The sequence below is a fragment of the Bacillus sp. WC2503 genome (assembly GCF_052682895.1).
In genome coordinates this window covers 287,518-305,118 of sequence record NZ_JBQYMD010000001.1, presented here as the reverse complement: position 1 = coordinate 305,118, position 17,601 = coordinate 287,518, and the positions used below count along the sequence as shown (strand labels likewise).

Annotated in this window: 16 protein-coding genes and 2 pseudogenes; 9 read left to right on the top strand and 9 right to left on the bottom strand. The window is 35.0% G+C overall.

The window, feature by feature from the left end; translation table 11 throughout:
• Positions 1–94: 94 nt before the first annotated feature.
• Positions 95–1,861: an N-acetylmuramoyl-L-alanine amidase gene (locus tag ACUN26_RS01625; RefSeq protein ID WP_002038078.1), complete on the bottom strand. Its 1,767-nt coding sequence runs from the start codon at positions 1,859–1,861 to the stop codon at positions 95–97.
• 813 nt (positions 1,862–2,674) lie between these two features.
• Entirely contained in the window at positions 2,675–2,914 is a 240-nt protein-coding gene (locus tag ACUN26_RS01620) for a hypothetical protein (protein WP_000013684.1), read from the bottom strand.
• Between the two features lie 277 nt (positions 2,915–3,191).
• Between ACUN26_RS01620 and ACUN26_RS01615 the strand changes: the two genes are divergently transcribed.
• The 6 genes and pseudogenes from ACUN26_RS01615 (at position 3,192) to ACUN26_RS01590 (ending at position 5,405) form a co-directional block, all read left to right on the top strand.
• Positions 3,192–3,317 (top strand): YjcZ family sporulation protein, encoded by a 126-nt coding sequence (locus ACUN26_RS01615; RefSeq protein WP_000540377.1) that lies wholly within the window; start codon positions 3,192–3,194, stop codon positions 3,315–3,317.
• Between the two features lie 252 nt (positions 3,318–3,569).
• Positions 3,570–3,911 (top strand): PadR family transcriptional regulator, encoded by a 342-nt coding sequence (locus tag ACUN26_RS01610; protein ID WP_000683179.1) that lies wholly within the window; start codon positions 3,570–3,572, stop codon positions 3,909–3,911.
• A complete protein-coding gene (locus ACUN26_RS01605; protein ID WP_000606980.1) occupies positions 3,904–4,386 on the top strand; it encodes a hypothetical protein in 483 nt (160 codons plus the stop codon). The genes ACUN26_RS01610 and ACUN26_RS01605 overlap by 8 nt, the downstream gene beginning before the upstream one ends.
• Complete coding sequence (locus tag ACUN26_RS01600) at positions 4,383–4,910, top strand: permease (RefSeq protein ID WP_001004194.1); 528 nt, start codon at positions 4,383–4,385, stop codon at positions 4,908–4,910. The genes ACUN26_RS01605 and ACUN26_RS01600 overlap by 4 nt, the downstream gene beginning before the upstream one ends.
• Positions 4,909–5,109 (top strand): annotated as a pseudogene (locus ACUN26_RS01595) (sortase domain-containing protein); the annotation flags it as partial. The gene ACUN26_RS01600 and the pseudogene ACUN26_RS01595, both read left to right, overlap by 2 nt.
• Positions 5,110–5,204: 95 nt before the next feature.
• Positions 5,205–5,405: a hypothetical protein gene (locus ACUN26_RS01590; RefSeq protein WP_000042278.1), complete on the top strand. Its 201-nt coding sequence runs from the start codon at positions 5,205–5,207 to the stop codon at positions 5,403–5,405.
• A gap of 82 nt (positions 5,406–5,487) precedes the next feature.
• Here the strand turns inward: ACUN26_RS01590 and ACUN26_RS01585 are convergent, their stop codons facing one another.
• A complete protein-coding gene (locus ACUN26_RS01585; protein ID WP_000367678.1) occupies positions 5,488–6,963 on the bottom strand; it encodes an MDR family MFS transporter in 1,476 nt (491 codons plus the stop codon).
• Between the two features lie 142 nt (positions 6,964–7,105).
• Between ACUN26_RS01585 and ACUN26_RS01580 the strand changes: the two genes are divergently transcribed.
• Positions 7,106–7,681, top strand: coding sequence for a TetR/AcrR family transcriptional regulator (locus tag ACUN26_RS01580; RefSeq protein ID WP_000999303.1), 576 nt, complete (start codon positions 7,106–7,108; stop codon positions 7,679–7,681).
• 172 nt (positions 7,682–7,853) lie between these two features.
• On the opposite strand, the gene ACUN26_RS01575 is transcribed toward ACUN26_RS01580, so the two are convergent.
• Complete coding sequence (locus tag ACUN26_RS01575; RefSeq protein ID WP_000394779.1) at positions 7,854–8,009, bottom strand: hypothetical protein; 156 nt, start codon at positions 8,007–8,009, stop codon at positions 7,854–7,856.
• 303 nt (positions 8,010–8,312) lie between these two features.
• Between ACUN26_RS01575 and ACUN26_RS01570 the strand changes: the two genes are divergently transcribed.
• Both ACUN26_RS01570 and ACUN26_RS01565 read left to right on the top strand, forming a co-directional pair.
• Entirely contained in the window at positions 8,313–9,200 is an 888-nt protein-coding gene (locus ACUN26_RS01570) for a DMT family transporter (RefSeq protein ID WP_000776051.1), read from the top strand.
• Positions 9,201–9,673: 473 nt separating this feature from the next.
• Entirely contained in the window at positions 9,674–11,053 is a 1,380-nt protein-coding gene (locus tag ACUN26_RS01565) for an aldehyde dehydrogenase (RefSeq protein WP_000227310.1), read from the top strand.
• A gap of 215 nt (positions 11,054–11,268) precedes the next feature.
• Here the strand turns inward: ACUN26_RS01565 and dnaB are convergent, their stop codons facing one another.
• The 5 genes and pseudogenes from dnaB to ACUN26_RS01540 form a co-directional block, all read right to left on the bottom strand.
• Positions 11,269–12,558, bottom strand: a complete 1,290-nt coding sequence (gene dnaB / locus ACUN26_RS01560; RefSeq protein ID WP_000027366.1) for a replicative DNA helicase — start codon at positions 12,556–12,558, stop codon at positions 11,269–11,271.
• Positions 12,555–13,415 carry a DnaD domain-containing protein gene (locus tag ACUN26_RS01555; RefSeq protein WP_000312039.1) on the bottom strand — a complete coding sequence of 287 codons (861 nt, stop codon included), beginning with the start codon at positions 13,413–13,415 and terminating at the stop codon, positions 12,555–12,557. The genes dnaB and ACUN26_RS01555 overlap by 4 nt, the downstream gene beginning before the upstream one ends.
• A 197-nt stretch (positions 13,416–13,612) precedes the next feature.
• A pseudogene (locus ACUN26_RS01550) lies at positions 13,613–13,939 on the bottom strand (nucleoside triphosphate pyrophosphohydrolase).
• Between the two features lie 176 nt (positions 13,940–14,115).
• Positions 14,116–16,278, bottom strand: a complete 2,163-nt coding sequence (locus ACUN26_RS01545; protein WP_000384032.1) for a DEAD/DEAH box helicase — start codon at positions 16,276–16,278, stop codon at positions 14,116–14,118.
• Positions 16,279–16,283: 5 nt separating this feature from the next.
• Positions 16,284–17,234, bottom strand: a complete 951-nt coding sequence (locus ACUN26_RS01540; protein WP_000085613.1) for a HamA C-terminal domain-containing protein — start codon at positions 17,232–17,234, stop codon at positions 16,284–16,286.
• Positions 17,235–17,601 lie beyond the last annotated feature (367 nt).

The window sequence follows — 17,601 nt, the reverse complement described above, 5'->3', positions numbered from 1 at the left end:
ATTATTTTTTCATAGAAGTTATCTCTTTTATACACAAAATATATCAAACTTGAGCTCGACTATCTTTCAAGTTCCCTTATCGACCTATACTTATTTAGAGTTTCCCTTCAATCCAACTACCCGATTGGTCAAAATAGTATTTGTTACCACCAATTGATTGCCAACCCGTTAACATTGCACCTTCACCATTTAAGTAGTACCATTTACCACCTATTGATTGCCAGCCTGTTAACATTGCACCTTCACCGTTTAAGTAGTACCATTTACCACCTATTGATTGCCAACCTGTTAACATTGCACCTTCACCATTTAAGTAGTACCATTTACCACCTATTGATTGCCAGCCTGTTAACATTGCACCTTCACCATTTAAGTAGTACCATTTACCACCTATTGATTGCCAGCCAGTTAACATTACACCTTCACCATTTAAGTAGTACCATTTACCACCTATTGATTGCCAACCCGTTACCATTGCACCTTCACTATGTAAGTAATACCATGCACCACCTATTGATTGCCAACCCGTTACCATTGCACCACTACTATTTAAGTAATACCATGCACCACCTATTGATTGCCAACCTGTTACCATTGCACCACTACTATTTAAGTAATACCATGCACCACCAACATTTTTCCAACCGGTAGCCATTTTGCCATCACTGTTTGTATAATACCAATTGTTATTTTTAAATACCCAACCTTCTTTTGTTGTATTAGGGTCTTTATCTTGAGCATTGTTAGTGAGCTTACTCCAGCTTGGATCGTATTTCACCCACTCACCTTTCTTGATTTCATACCAGCCATCTTTAATAGATAACACTTTGTATTTTTCACCCTTCTTAGCAATGCGGACAACTCCATAATTCACTCCTGCACCACTACGAACATTCACGCTTGTACCAGTGATTTCTAACTCAATATTTGGCTCAGCTGGGTTTGTTTCGTTACCATCTACATCTTCTTTTTCGTCTACTAACGGAGGATTCGTTCCAGTACCCCCATTCAGATATCCATTAGCGCCTTCTACAAATGAATTCCAAGTCCCCCTTGTGATAATAATATCAGGGCACTTCTTTCCACTCCATTGTTCATGGCGTCTTAAATTACTCGCGCTGATTCCTTCTTGTTTCATTAAATGCGCTACTAATTTTTTCGCGTTTTCTACCGCTTTATTGTAGTCGCCATCTTGATTAACCGCTATCTCAATACCGATTGATTCTCTGTTTCCTGTACCTGTACCACCATCACCTGCATGCCAGCCATTTTCATTTGTTGGTAGATGCTGATAAATTTCTTTATCATCTACAGTAAAATGCCAAGAAGCAGTTCTAACAGTACCGCTTGTTGCTTGATTGTATAAATACTTTGCATGACTCTCAGCATTCGCACCCGGTGCCGTATTTGCTGTTTCATGAATCGTAATATACTTTGCTTTCATTGGGTTTGCAGGTCGAATATCTGTGTTACCAGCTGGTATAATCCACTCTACAAACGGAATTCCACTAATTGTTCCACGTTTCTTCGTTGCTGATGGGTCTGCTGCTGAATACCCTATACGGTTAGAACTACGCATTTTGGGTTGCATAGAGCGAGAGCTTCCATCTCCTTTACCATCTACATCTTTAAACGCATTTTCAATATTTTTTAAAGCTTCCGCTTCCGTGACTTTTCCTGTCTTAGCTTCTTTAACGGTCTCTATATCACCATGAACATGTGCGTCTTTTTCTCCGTCTGCAATTGACAATTGATTCGGCTGATTAACACCTTCTTCTGCTAAAGTTGTTAATGGCACAGTTGATAATAAAGTTAGTCCTGTTGTTAAAGTAATTACGTATTTTCCTAGATTTCTTGTCATAGTTATTACGGTATATTTTACTAGATTAGTAGTAATACCTTCCTCCCCTATACATGATTTTTTCACTTCCAGATTTATGAAATAGAACATTCATTTCATGCATCTGATACCACCAAAATTAAAGAACAGATTTTTCGGAAACTTACTACAATGCATTAGTAAAATTAACTTCTCTCTTGTTTTATACATTCTATATTCCAAATATTCAACACACTAGATTTATATTCAAACAATAGGTTCGTTAAATAGTAACCTTTGAGTGTAATCATTCCTATTCGTTCTAGTTCTCCTAAATATACATAAGTGCAGTGGCGTCCCAGACTATATCATATATGATATAGGAGAAAAGTAAAAGGTCATATATTTATATTGTTGTAAACTTTTATAAATAATATTACATACACAAAACCACTCAAGTATATCATTCCGCATTTGAGTAGTTCTCATTTCTGCCCTAAAAGATATGAATCTATTTCTTAATAAAACTACCATAAAATTTTCAATGTAAAGCAATCGAACTGCATGAATAATAACTAAAAAAAGGCCCCATTACTGGAGCGCTCAAAAAATAATATAAGTAAATGAATTAAAAGAAATAACAGACAACTAAAATATATACGAATAAACATTCTTTAATCTATATATATGCAACATTACATAAAATTATTTATTATTACATGCTATACTAAAACTGGAGTCGATAATTGTTATTTTCTTCTTAGTTTTAAAGCAATATGGATATACCTTCTAATCGCATTTGGATTGTACAAGGGAAAGAAGACACCTTAATGGGTGTCTTCTTTTCTTATATTTTTATGAATTCTTTTGAGTTGATGCTCTCCAATCACGAAAAGATGTTGGGCGTCCAGAATAAGCTCTTTGCTTTGTAACAGCTGGTTTTTCTTCAATAATAGTTGATTTCTCTTCAGGAGTATTTGGTTTTTCTTCAAGAATAGTCAAAGCTGTTTGCATTTTCTCCAGCTGTTCTCTTAAAGCTTGCTGTTCAATCTTTAAATCTGTAAGTAAACGTAAAATCATCTCAGAATTAGCCATAAAGATCCTCCTTCTCCCAATACACAGAATAAAATACAATATGTAAACGACGAAATACCGGTGACAAAAATAAGTTTGTCAACTCTTATAAAGTGAAACTTTAATCAGCCCGACTCCCACCTAACTCCTTTGCTCCAGCCAAATTTTGAGGTGGGAGTTTTACTGCACATTAATGCGGGATAAAATCCCAAGTACTTTTATTTTTCAAAAGGACCTGCTCAAGTTTATCCGTAAAAACATAAAGTGAATTAAATCCATTACGGAAGGAGGAGTTAATATGGGTTATGGCGGTAGTTGTGGTGGAGGCTGTGGTTTCGGCGGCGGATTCGCCCTACTTGTTGTACTCTTTATTTTATTAATCATCGTTGGAGCTAGCTGTTGGGGCGGCGGATTCGGCTGCTAAGGAGAGGCACTCTTGAGAGTGTCTTTTTTTATGTTCTACATACATATTACTTCATATAGTAATTTCCCAGCACTAAAGGCTACTTTCACAATGAAGTGCACCCCCATTGTATTTTTTGTTTCATATTTATTGTTATGTTCCCTCTCAAAAATTGCACATTTTAAAATTGACATAGCATTTCATTCACCATATACTGTTAACAACAGTATACTGTCATTAACAGTAACATAATCTATTTTAGGAGGTCTATTTATGAAACATACAGGAAGACACACAGGGGCATTCCTTTTATTATTTCTAGCCGAGGGGGATCACTATGGCGGGCAACTATTGCAAAAGTGCGAAGAAGAACTTCCGGTCAATCCAATCGATAGTGCCATCCTATACCGCACACTAAAGAAATTAGAAAACGAAGGTGCAATTGAATCTTATGTAAGTACAGCTCATCAAGACAAACCGAGAAAGATGTACAAAATTACGCCTGCTGGAAAGGAACAATTGGTAGATTTTCAGATGGATATTGAAGAAAAAATGAAGAACTTATCCTTTTTCCTAGACAAATATAAAGACTTAAAGGAATCCGATCATGATTAACGGTATGATCCTTTACACTTTAGCCATTGTCCTTACGGGAATTTCTTTTATGAAAGATCGTAATAAAACGAAAAATGCTCTATTTAAGTCATGGAAAATGTTTCGAAATCTTCTACCTGCCATGCTTTCCATCATGCTTTTCGTTGGCTTATCACTTTCCATATTAACGCCGTCCTTCATCTCTTCCATCATTGGAGAGCAGTCTGGATTGTTAGGTATTATTTATTCTGCAATCCTCGGTTCTGTGGCACTCATCCCAAGCTTTGTCGTATTCCCTCTTGGAAATACATTAGTTCAACATGGTGCAGGTCTTCCTCAAGTTGCGGCACTTATGTCTACACTCATGTCAGTAGGGCTTACAACTATGCCGATGGAACAAAAGATATTTGGGCGAAGCTTCGCTTACGCACGTAATGCATCTGCTCTGCTCATGTCTCTCCTATTCTCCTATATCATTTGGGTGGTGATGGTATGAACGAATTAAAAAGATATCGCTTCTTTTTCATTTTACTACTGGGGCTCTTTGTATTAACTTTTATAAATCAATCTTTAGGCAAGGCGGCATTACAACTAACAGGGAATAGCATTTTAGATATGCTGTTTCTCCTTCCTCCTGTCCTACTATTTGTAGGATTACTTGATCAATGGGTGAAGAAAGAAACGTTAATGAAATATATGGGCGAAAAATCGGGCATATATGGTATCTTATTCTCTCTATTATTAGGCGGAATTGCAGCTGGCCCCCTCTACGTCGCCTTTCCAATCGCCGCATTACTTTTGAAAAAAGGAGCGAGCATTAAATACATCGTATTTTTCTTAGGCGTTTGGACAACTGCAAAATTACCAATTATCGTATATGAATTTTCTTCATTTGGAGCTACGTTCACACTTATTCACATTTGCTTCGGTTTAGTATTCTTCTATGTAATGGGCCTTATTTTTGAGAAGTTTTATGATCAGGGGCAATTGTTGCGGTATGATGTTACGGAGGAAATGTAAGGTTAACACCCATTGGATAACAGATGCAGAAGATCGAACTGTCATTGTAAAAAAAGAGAAACTAACATTAACAACTTGTTACCCCTTTAACTACATCGGTGATGCCCCAGATCGCTATATTATTGAAGCATCTTTAATTTCTACTAGCTACAAAGAGGTGTCACCTTATAACTATGTGACACCTCTTTTTTTACTTTAGAAACATTACCATAATCTTAATTCGATACAGTATAATAAATGTATAATACAGAAAATTTCATATTTTGTATTATAATATTTTTAGAGGTGATTATCTTGAGTAAAAACGTGAATTTACTTCTTCAAATAGTAATTGGAATTATCATTATGATCGCACCTATTCTCATTACAGGGACTATGTATGATGTCACTAAAACGATGGGTGACTTATTAGTTGCCGAACTTATTATAAGAACACTTTCCCTCATTATTGGACTTTTAGTTATTAGTAAAGCTTTACATCGTTATTCTCAATAGTTCTTCTTACTAAAAAACTGACAATACATACACCACATTTCCCTCGGCTGTTTGAACTATTATTACGAAAGAAATATAAAACTTAATTTTCGTTCTGTAAAACCCCCTTTACTTCTACTCCCTTTTTCTCTTCTTTTAAGAATAACGATACGATAAATGCAACAATAATAAAGATTAACCCAAGTGCAAATGCACCTTGGAACCCTGACGTTAAACCGTTTAACTTCTCTACTGGGTCCATTGGATTTGCGGAGCTTTCCATATACTGAGTTGTTCCTGAAGACATTTTTGAAATAAAGATAGCCGTACCAATTGCGCCCGCTACTTGCTGTAACGTACTAAACAGTGCTGTTCCGTGCGGATATAAATCTGGTGTTAATTGATTTAAACCGTATGTTTGTGCTGTCATGACAAACATGAGTCCAACCATTAATACGCTATGCATCACAATAATTTGTACCATTGATGTATCAGGAGTAATGCCTTTAAATAAGAACATTGCAATCCCCACTAACACAATACCAGGAACGATAATAACTTTCGGACTAAATTTATCAAATAGTTTACCTGCGATTGGTCCCATTATAGCGCTAATAATACTTCCTGGAAGCATAATGATTCCTGATTTAAAGGCTGTAACGAGTAAAACTGTTTGCAGGAACATCGGTAATAAAGTCATCGTTGAAAATAGCGACATCATCACAATGACAATTAATCCAACTGATAATGTAAACATCGGAACTTTAAATGCTCGTAATTCTAAAATTGGATTCTCAATTTTCAATTGTCGAACGACAAAAATACATAATGAGATAAGCCCAACAATTAAAGTGCCATACACTTTCGCATCGGACCATCCTAAATCACCCGATGCACTAAAGCTATACACAAGCCCGCCAAATCCTAATGTCGATAAAAGGATAGATGGATAATCCACTTTTGGCCTTGTTAACTCTGAAACATTTTGAATGTACTTCATTCCAATCATAATTGAAATGATCACGATAGGAATAACAATATAGAATAACCAGCGCCAATTTAATGAATCCACAATTACTCCAGATAATGTAGGACCAATTGCTGGAGCTGACATCATAACGAGTGCGATTAACCCCATTGTCGCACCACGTTTTTCAGGGGGACAAATGAGTAAAATCGTATTCATTAATAACGGTGTAATTAATCCCGTCGCTACAGCTTGGACGATACGGCCAACTAATAAAACGGAAAATGTCGGTGCGAATCCCGCAATTAATGTACCTACTAAAAACGTTACCATAGCAATCAAAAACATTTGTCTCGTTGTGAGCCATTGCTGAAGTAGCGCTGTAATCGGTACTAAAACACCAACCACTAGCATGTATGCTGTAGAAAGCCATTGGATTGTTGAAGCTGTTACGCCAAATTCTTTCATTAATACAGTTAACGCATTACCAAGTAACGTTTCGTTTAATAACGCAACCATTGCCCCTAAAAGTAATGCAATTAAAATCGGGGTATGTTTCATATTAGAAGTATCAACTTTGCCACTTACAGGGCTCTTAGTTGTCATATCCATTTGCAAATTCTCCTCCTCTTTCTTACTTAAAAAGCTTTAAATATACCGGAACACATGTAATATAATATACATATGTAGATTAAAAAGGGAGAATCAATTTTCAGCCATTGTATACTTAATCTACAGAAAAGGAGAATTGTAGATGAACGATAATGAAAAACAGCTTGATTTACGTATTAGACGTACACATAAATTACTGTGGGATTCCTTATTTGAATTAATGACGCAATCAAAACAGAAATATAGTACGATCACGATTAACCAAATATGTGACCGCGCTATGGTACACCGAACAACCTTTTATAAACACTTCGAAGATAAAGATGCTTTATTAGCATTTGGATTTAAACGATACAGCAAGATGATTGCTGAAATACCGGTTTCAGATCGATTAAGTAAACCATTTCAAGTAATGGAACAATTTCTACATCATGAAGAAATCGGTAAAATATTAGAGATACAAATGTCTGATGAACAATTCACTAGCCGCATGCACTATTTAAGCCACGAAACAAGAAAACAAGAAACAGAAGCACTAAATCGCCTTTGCAAAAATCATACGATGCCACACGATTTAATAACGGAATTTTATTCAGGAGTAATCACCGCATTAAGTTCGTGGTGGTTTCAAAATGAAAGAAAAGTTTCTGCAGCAGAAATGGATCAACATTTCCACCAACTCATTAATCGGGATATTTTTCAGTTTGAAAAGGAATAGTATTACAAATTTCCTATTTTGTAATCAAATTGACCACAAAATAGGAATATGATATATTTTCGGTAGAATACTATATAAGTGTGACATCAAATAAAATGGCATATAATAAAAGAAGAGATGCGCTAACATCTCTTCTCTAACTGCTACCGTATAGGGTGGTGGTTATTATACGTTATTTCTTTTTACGAAACCCACCCTTCTGCTTCCTACGGCGCGGAGTGGGTTTTTTGTTGTCCTTATCCAGAAGTTGCTTCCGCAAAAAATGCGCTGAAACTTCGCGCACAGTCGCTTTGACAAACTCTCTTACAAGTTCAAACAAAAACTCCATATTATCACCTCCTTTCCTTCCAAATAGAAAGAAGGGATAACCACCCACCATCACAATATGCAGTTAACTTTATTCTATCAAATGATTGTAAAGATATTATGTAAACAAAACAAATGAAATTTTACATATAAAGAAAGCCCTTCTAAACTGGGCTTTCTTTATACATACTATTACTTCCCAATTATGCGGAAAAGAAAAAACCGTCGATAAATTTATGTTTTAAATATTCAGAATTAATATTAAAATATAAAATGGGGATAGGGGTATGGAATTATAAAATTTATACATAACGAGGGAATAGAAATGAAACTACAATTAAAAGCAGATTTAGGGCTACTACTAGTTACATTCTTTTGGGGTGCATCTATCTTACTTACAAAAGTTGGACTCGAAGGCATAGAAGAATACAATTTAATCGCATTACGATTTATTATTGCCTTTCTTTTATCAGGTTTAATATTTTACAAACATGTATTCAAAATCAATTTTAAAACGGTAAAATATGCATTTATACTCGCTTCTGTCTTATTTATCGTTTACATTTTCGCTACTTTCGGCACAAAGTATACGAGTGTTTCTAATGCTGGTTTCTTACTATGTCTCACAGTCATTTTCATTCCGATATTATCAGCTATATTTTTAAAACACATTCCAGAAAAGAAAGTTATAGTAGGAATCATTTTAACGATAATAGGAATCGGCTTATTAACATTAACGAGCGAATTCAAAATCGGTAACGGCGATATATTTTGCATACTGTCAGCCTTATTTTATGCCATTCACGTCATCATTACCGGAAGCGTAACGAAACATGTGAACTCCATTGCACTTGGAGTCATACAACTCGGTTTCGTCGGTCTATTTAGTCTTATATTTTCATTCATTATAGAAACGCCAAAACTGCCTAGCACAACCAACTCATGGTTAATTATCTTAGCCTTAAGCATATTTTGTACCGCAGTCGCATTCATCGTGCAAGTGATCGCCCAGCAATACACGACGCCTACACATACAGGCCTTATCTTTTCATTAGAACCTGTTTTTTCAGCAGGCTTTGCTTTCGTTTTCACAGGTGAAACACTTACCGGAAAAGGATACTTAGGAGCGACGCTTATATTAGTAAGTGTGTTGATTGCTGAGATGGATTTTAAGAGTTTGCTAAAGGTAAATTACAAGAAAAATATGGAATAAATATTTTACCAAAATAAATAACTACACATCCACATTAAGAAGATTCGTTTGTATTATTCTCTTAATCTAAGTGTACTTCTAAGTGAATATCTGTCCCTCAGAAGAATATTCAGGTGACTGAAGCACACTGTGCTATGCCTTTTATTCAGCGACAGGAATTTTATTTCCTGTTGTTGATATTAGTTTAGAATAAAGTTTGATTAAAAATAATGCTCCCCTATTTTTTTAGAAAACAATTCTAATTCATCAAAAACTGATAATTAATAATAATTTATAGTCCAATACATCCCACTTACGTAAACAAAAAAACGTCAGATCTACAGGAGAAATTTTCAAAGATTATCACCCTTAGTTTAACAGTAACTTTTATCAACAAACGGATGCATTAGTAAATAGGATATGTGGATGAAATGCTTTATACAATTGATGGACATGGTATGTGAATATTTTCTTACTATTGGAGGGATTTCCTAATGGTTGATGATATACAACAACTTATTCAAGAACATAGACAATTTTTCAATCATGATCATACAAGAAGTCTTCAATTTCGGCTTAAACAGTTAGAAAAGCTAAAAAATTCTATTCAAAAATATGAAAGTCAAGTGCTGAGCGCATTATATCAAGATTTACACAAAAGCGAGTTTGAAGCATACGCTGCAGAAGTTGGTTTCGCATTTAACAGTATCAATTTTATAATGAAATATCTAAAACAGTGGATGAAACCTCAAAAAGTAAAAACCCCTATTCATTTTGCACCATCCAAAAGCTACATAATAAAAGAGCCATATGGTACCGTGCTAATTATCGGTCCTTTTAATTATCCATTTCAATCATTAATTGAACCTCTCATTGGGGCAATTGCAGCAGGAAATTGTGTAGTTCTCAAGCCTTCAGAAAATGCACCAAATGTTTCAGCTGTAATGAACAAAATAATAAGTGAAACGTTTGATAAGCAATACATTCGTGTAATTGAAGGAGGCAGTGAAATAACTTCTTTATTGATTCATGCACCTTTTGACCACATCTTTTTTACTGGTAGCGTTCAAGTTGGAAAAATTGTCATGGAGGCTGCGGCGAAAAATCTTGTACCAGTAACATTAGAACTTGGTGGAAAAGGCCCCGCTATTGTCGATGAAACCGCTAACCTCGATATAGCAGCCAAGCGCATTATCTGGGGAAAATTCATAAATGCTGGCCAATCCTGTATTGCACCTGATTATGTTATTGCACACAAATCTATCAAAGTAAAACTGATTTCGAAAATGAAAGAAATCATTACAAACTTTTATGGATCAGATGTATTAAAAAGCAATGATTATGGTCGAATTGTTAATGAGAGGCAATTCGATAGACTTCTTTCTATATTAGAGCAAGACAAAAATTATATAGTATTTGGTGGAAATTCATCTAGAAGCCATTTATATATTGAACCAACACTTCTTGAAGTAAAATCATGGGATGATGCAGCTATGCAAGAAGAAATTTTCGGACCAATTTTACCAATTATGGATTACAATGATTTAGATGAAGTCATTCATACGATTAACACCCATCCCAAACCGTTAGCTTTGTATGTGTTTACTGAAAACAAAAATGTTGAAAAGCAGGTATTAGGACGAATTTCTTTTGGAGGAGGATGCGTCAACGATACAATGTCACATATGGCTAATCTCCACCTACCTTTTGGCGGAGTAGGAACTGCAGGATTTGGCTCCTATCATGGGAAACATAGTTTTGATGCTTTTACACATCGTAAAAGCATTTTAAAGAAAAGCTCAAGGATAGATTTAGGGTTTTTATTTCCACCGTATAGGAACAAAATTAATATTTTGCGAAAGATTTTTAAGTAATACGATTTGTTAAACATTCATGTTGATATTAAAGAAGAAATAATAAAGGGAATCCAGTAGAATGGACTCCCTTTACCTTGTAATAACCTAATCTATTTTTAGCGATGGTTCTCCCTGCTTTAAACGGGATAGGGATACGCGTTAACAATGTTCTAGCTTATCATAATTGAAGCCGCTTCTACTCCGTTCTTCAAAACACAAGCTTCTCCCTCCCACTAATTCACCCTCTCCACAAACCGCCCAAACTCCTTCATAAATCTCAATTTAAAACTCCCCACAGGTCCATTCCGATGCTTCGCCACATGAATCTCCGTCATCTCTTTCTGCATCGTTTCCTTATCGTAATAATCTTCACGATACATAAGCATAATAACATCCGCATCTTGCTCAATTTGTCCTGTCTCTCTTAGGTCAGATAAAAGAGGGCGCTTATCTTGACGCGACTCTACAGAACGAGATAATTGCGACAACGCTACTACACAAACATTTAAATCACGCGCTAACAACTTGAGCTTACGTGAAATTTCGCTAATCTCCTGAAATCGATTGCCCTTATGCTTCGGATCTCCCGTAATAAGCTGCAAATAATCTACAATGACTAAAAGCTTCTTATCATCATACTTCCGCTTTAACTTACGAGTTTGCATCCAAATATCTTGCACCGTAACGCCTGCATGATCATAAATCTCAAGTGGTAATTCCCCAATTTCCGCAAACGCCTTACTCACCTTTTCCCAGTCTTCCATCGCAAAACGGTGCTTCGGATTTTTCAGCCTACCACCTGACACTTCACCTACGCAAGAAGCCATTCTTTTTAACAATTGCTTACTACTCATCTCTAACGAAAACAATCCAACCGCCGCTCCAGACTTCGCCGCATGCAGTCCAACATTTAACGCAAACGCAGTCTTTCCCATAGAAGGGCGCGCACCAAGGACAATAAAATCACCTTCCTGCAATCCGCACGTCATTTTATTTAGCGATATATAACCAGTCTCAATACCAGTATTCTCTTTCGTATCTTGATGAAGCTCTTCATACAAACCAACTAACGCATCCTTCAAATCAAACTCACATACGCAGTCCTTTTCCTCTAACTCACAAAGTGCCGTAATCGTCTCACCAATAACTTTCTCATTCTTCTCCGCAATAAGACGCTCTCCCATCTTGTGCCCGAGAACACCCGCCTGATACATTTTCCAGGCACCCCGAACAAGCCCCTCATAATAAGAAAAGTTACTAGTCGCAGGCACACCATCCATTAATCCTATAAAATACTCCATTCCCCCGATCCCCTTCAAAAAATTCGGATCTACTCTAGAAATGAACGTCACAAGATCAATCGGTTGCCCCTCCTCTTCCATTTTTCGCATTAACTGAAATATAGACTTGTGCACAGGCATAGAAAAATAGTACTCCGTCAAACGGCACTCCTTCATAAGCTCTCCATCAAGTAATAGAGAACCTAGCACCGTCTTTTCCGCCTCTACATTTTGAATACTCATGGCCGCCACCCGCGTTCCGCTAAAAAGCGCTGCAACTCTTCCTCTGACGGCGTATTCTTCTCCCACTCCTCACACCTTGCCAAAAAATTCTCCGTCTCTCCGCTACTAACAGACGACTCCTTCTTTCGAAACCTTTCCGTATCCGCCTCAACCTCAGACACTTTCGTAAATCCTTTCCCGTGCCACCCCCGCAAAATCCCCTTCACATAAGCCATCTTCCGGTTTTTATTCTCATACGAAATTTGAAGGGCCTTCAGCACAAGCTCCTCTGACAAATCATTCATCCACGCATTCAATTCCTCTACCGTATACGGAGACAAACTACCAAAATGTTGTTCATAAAACGTGAACACCTTACTTCCCGTTTCTTCCTCTATATCCTCTTCTTTCTCTGCCTCCTCGCAAACTGGATCAACATCATCCATAGTCATATCACTAGGCATACCGAAATGTGCTAAAAGCATCGGAACATTCAGCTCCTCCTCTACGCACTTCTGCAAAAACATATGTACAAACTCCTTATTCTTCACACCCTTCAGCTCACGGAGCACACACTTCTCCACATTTGTATTCGTCACAGGATTATAACGAAGCCAATTTAAAATGAATAACTCCCGCGTGTCCGCATCATAAAGGATCTTTCCATAATCAATGAAGCGCTGCAAGAGCTTATCAACAGTCTCCCGGTTATAACCCGTCTCCATCTCAGCTAACCGCTTCGGAAAAGGAAAAATCCCACATTGCGTCGTCTTCGAACAAGTTAACAAATAAATATAAAAATACCGCTCCTCCGGCGTCAAATCCAAAACAAAATCATCCTGCCAAAAATTCACCTGCACATTACGATACACCGCCATCCTAATTCCTCCTGTCTCCATTCAAAAATGAAAAATCCCTCTTTGTACTATATATAGGAAGGAGGGCCAGGTTTTTGTCGTGTTATTTCAAAAATTTTTTTGACTACTACTACGGTGTTTGTTGGTGTTTTTGTTTTGTTATGTTTTTTCTTAGTGATTTATTACTTGTAAGGGGCTTGTAAGGGGCTTAGGAGGGGCTAGTTATCGGTTACTTCGATTAGGAAGACTCGATTTGAAAAGCCGCCTCGTTCTTTTGCTTTCTTTTTACGAATGTTGTTAATTTCTTCTAGTGTTGTGCCTTCATGTTTGGCTAGGGGGTTTATTAGTTTTAGTAGGTCGGATAGTTCTTATAGTTTATGTTCATTTGTGTTTGCTTCTAGATATCCGGTTAGTTCTTCTTGTGTTTTTTTGCAGAGTTCTTTTATGTATTCGTCTTCGGGTAGGATTCTTGTTGTGGGTGTTTTTCCGTTGGTTTTTATTATTTGTGGGATTTTGTTTCGGATTAGTTTGTTGTAGGGGGGCATGTGTGTTTCCTCCGTTTTGTTTTTCTTCTATTATAATGGAAAAGCAGTTTAACTAATGAACTATACCCCTAATTCTTTGACTGTGTCTAAGAATTAGGGGTATAGTTTTTTTATGAATAAACTTACTTCAAGAGACAAGATAAATGCAGTAATACATTATCAAGATGGAAATAAGATTACAGCTGTCCGATTTTATCAATTTCATATGCCATTAAAGAAGATACATCATCTCTCTTCAAATTCTTAATAAAATAAATTAATTCTTGCCCCTTTAAATCATCAGGAATAAGATGATCTATTTTATTAATTACCGATGAAGGAATACCCATATCAATTAATAATGAAAACCTTTCTTCCACACCTTCATTTTCTAAGTATGAAGCAAAAAAGGAATAATCCCCACTTGTAGCTAATCCTTCGTTCTTACAAAGCACCTTTTGTAGTAAATTAACTACATTTAACCATTTTGGAACTTTATATGAAATCCAATGACGTTTTTCTCGAAAAACATTTTCAATCGCAGTATCAATAACTCTTTTTTCTGTCCATTTTGGATTTTGTTGTTTTAGATATTTTTGCTCTTCCATAATTAAGACGTATAAACTGTTTGAAATGTGCTTTCTAATGGTTACAGGCAACTTATTTATAGTCATTGGCCTTGTTGTCTCAGTTGGCTTTAGAAGATAATTCCAAGACAAAGAAATTAAAAAATTAAGTTGATATTTATTAGGAAATTTATCCCACACAATTAACTCTGGATTACTTTTTAACTTTTGTCTTAGTTGTTTAATGATTTCTTTTTGTCCCGCTACTGAAACTGCATTCTTTTTAATAACTTTTAACAGTTCTTCGTTGTAGTCATGTAATTCATCATATCTTTCTAAATGTGATGTATGGACTTCATCCCTGTCTAAATTAACTAATATTTCATCATTAATATATTTTTGATCATGATAAGGTATATCTAAATTAATATCTTCTCTTTGAGGAACACTATTAAATATGTATACCTTCCCAGTGTAATGTTTTAACATTCTTCCCGCTCTACCCTTAATGTTCGAAAAATCAAAGAAGTCCAGTAGATTAGGTCCTTTTTTATTATCAAAAATAAATACATTTTTGGCAGAAGTATTTACTCCCTCTATAATCGTAGAAGTACAAAATAACACATCCAGCTTTCCTTCATTAAAATATTCAATCATAGAATGTACTAAATGTTTCGGTATAATTCCCGAATGAACACCAATATAATTCTTTATAAGGTTATTAAACCCCCAATCCTCACTTAAGTTTTCTTGAATCCATTCACTTACGGGCAAACATTGCTCTTCTTTCACAAGTCCATTTTCATTTAGATAATCATAATATTTCACGGCTAAATTATATGCTCTTTGCGGTGAAGAAACATATACAATAGATTGCTCATGCCGCTGCGTATACAATAATTCAAACAACTTTTGTTCTTTTTCTTTTGCTTGCCTTCGTACTCCTGTAGTTTGATATTCTAAATCTACTTTAACAATTTCAGTATTAACCAATGAATATTGAGTTTTAAAAAATATTGCATTATACCTTTCTTTAAATCCTTCAGGTATATTATCAATATTAGGACCTATAAAGTAAAAAATAGGATCAGATTTCAAAACTTTTCTTAAGGCAATATTTAATACATCCGATCTTTCATCATCTCTAAAGGAACTCAATTTATAAAATTCGTCTAAAATACAATAATCTATCTCCGGAAGACCTTCATACTCTAAAACCCTCTCCGCAGTTAATATAAAAATATTTTTAGACTCCATTTCCTGAGAAGTGTTTACAATAATATTATAATTATTACTAAACTTTCTTAAGCTTACCCTAGTTTCATTAATTAAAGCTAGCGTAGGCTGTATTATCAGTATATTTTTATACTTATTCAAAGATATGATTTCTTGTATCAATAAACTCTTTCCAAAACTGGTTGGAGCGCTTACTATTAAATTCTTTTCTTCTGCAATTAAATTCGCTAAAATTTTTTGTTCTTTGTGAAAAGTAATATTCTCTAATTTTTTAGAAGAATGGTATGCTGAGCGGATTTCAGATGTAGTATCTAGCTGATTATTGGCTTCAATTATTCTAAGTAGGTATGGATAAAAACCTGCACTTTCTATTAAATCTACCCATAAATCTTTTGTCGAATCGTCAACATTCTCCCATATATCTAATACTTTTATAATAATATTATTAGCGATTTCTTCTGTGACTACATCTTTTTGCGATATATATTTCGCCAAAGAAAAACTTTCCTCAAAATTTAAACTTTCTATATTAGATATATCTACTTGATTCCAATCCACTTAAATCAATCTCCCAACATTTGCAGATTTTTTAATTTACGATGCAATGCAGCAATTAATTTTTTCTTGCTTTCCAAAGGAACTAAAATAACTACAATATTCAAATGGGCATTCCACGGGTGACTCCCTTTTTTTTTCATAAATCGTTTATTTAATTTAGATATTTCTTTTATATATTCACTTTCAAACTCTGTAGGGTCACCATACTTAGAAAAAACTTTAGTTTCATATGCACAAAACATAGGTACTATTATGTTATTTAATTTCTCTGCTAATCTAGTATATTTGTTTAATAGATTAACCCAATGTTCGGGATCTGTTCCTGCATCAACTAAATTTTGCTTTGTATCTTTTATTCTTTTAGATATAATAGTAAATTCGCTTTCAAAATAGTCACTATTAAAATGCTCAAATAAGTCTTCGACTAAAGCATCTATTCCTCGTCCACCATCAGTATATATTTTAGATTCGCCTAGCCATAAAGTATTTTCTGTAGGATCGATATGAACTGAGTCAAATCCATGTACAGCATGTCCATATGAATCTTTAAAATAAATCTTTGCAACGAGAGGTAATGTATTAAAAAAATATTTTAAGATAAAATGAAGTATTAATTCTCCAAATTCACCTCTTTTTAAATATTTATCCTGTAGGTCATCACTCCAACATTCATTATTTAAATATGTTGTTGCCGCCTTTTCATATGCATCAATTTTATAAATCGAATTTGCAGCCTCTATCAATACACGTAATATATTCTCTTGTGCAACCATCACTCCTTGATGATATCCTAAAGCAAAACTAGGTACCTCTTCAGTTAAAAGTGTTACAAATTCTTTAAGCATTTGCTCAAGATTCCCATCATCATTAATGTCAAAATCTATAAAATACGAATGTAAATTAGTATCATTAATTTTACAAGTTAATACACTTCTAACTTCTACGGCTCTACTCAATTTACAACCACCCTAAATAATTTTAATTTTATAATAATTATAACGTATTTTAATTTATTATAATATACATATTATACACCTCATAAAGCATTAACCATAAAAAGGATTGAAGAATATAAAAATATTTAAAAGAACTTACAATACACGTTTTGTGTCATACACATTGTTTACCACTGTTTGAAGCAGGAGCTAGTATTAAAGCTCCTAATCATTTAGGTCACACAGATAGAAAAACTGCGATGGACATCTACACACATTACACAAAAAACAACAGAAGAAGCTATCAAAAAATTTGAAACCTCCCTGCAAATATGACTACACTTTTGAATACTTCTACATGAAATTAATTAAAATTTAATGAAATCTA

Bases quoted from the DNA above. Each gene is read 5' to 3' on its own strand.
- ACUN26_RS01565 (WP_000227310.1), top strand. From the start codon at position 9,674: ATGGTTGATGATATACAACAACTTATTCAAGAACATAGACAATTTTTC.
- ACUN26_RS01600 (WP_001004194.1), top strand. From the start codon at position 4,383: ATGAACGAATTAAAAAGATATCGCTTCTTTTTCATTTTACTACTGGGG.
- ACUN26_RS01625 (WP_002038078.1), bottom strand. From the start codon at position 1,861: ATGACAAGAAATCTAGGAAAATACGTAATTACTTTAACAACAGGACTA.
- dnaB (WP_000027366.1), bottom strand. From the start codon at position 12,558: ATGAGTATTCAAAATGTAGAGGCGGAAAAGACGGTGCTAGGTTCTCTA.
- ACUN26_RS01575 (WP_000394779.1), bottom strand. From the start codon at position 8,009: ATGGAGTTTTTGTTTGAACTTGTAAGAGAGTTTGTCAAAGCGACTGTG.
- ACUN26_RS01580 (WP_000999303.1), top strand. From the start codon at position 7,106: ATGAACGATAATGAAAAACAGCTTGATTTACGTATTAGACGTACACAT.
- ACUN26_RS01610 (WP_000683179.1), top strand. From the start codon at position 3,570: ATGAAACATACAGGAAGACACACAGGGGCATTCCTTTTATTATTTCTA.
- ACUN26_RS01570 (WP_000776051.1), top strand. From the start codon at position 8,313: ATGAAACTACAATTAAAAGCAGATTTAGGGCTACTACTAGTTACATTC.
- ACUN26_RS01555 (WP_000312039.1), bottom strand. From the start codon at position 13,415: ATGGCGGTGTATCGTAATGTGCAGGTGAATTTTTGGCAGGATGATTTT.
- ACUN26_RS01615 (WP_000540377.1), top strand. From the start codon at position 3,192: ATGGGTTATGGCGGTAGTTGTGGTGGAGGCTGTGGTTTCGGCGGCGGA.
- ACUN26_RS01605 (WP_000606980.1), top strand. From the start codon at position 3,904: ATGATTAACGGTATGATCCTTTACACTTTAGCCATTGTCCTTACGGGA.
- ACUN26_RS01620 (WP_000013684.1), bottom strand. From the start codon at position 2,914: ATGGCTAATTCTGAGATGATTTTACGTTTACTTACAGATTTAAAGATT.
- ACUN26_RS01585 (WP_000367678.1), bottom strand. From the start codon at position 6,963: ATGGATATGACAACTAAGAGCCCTGTAAGTGGCAAAGTTGATACTTCT.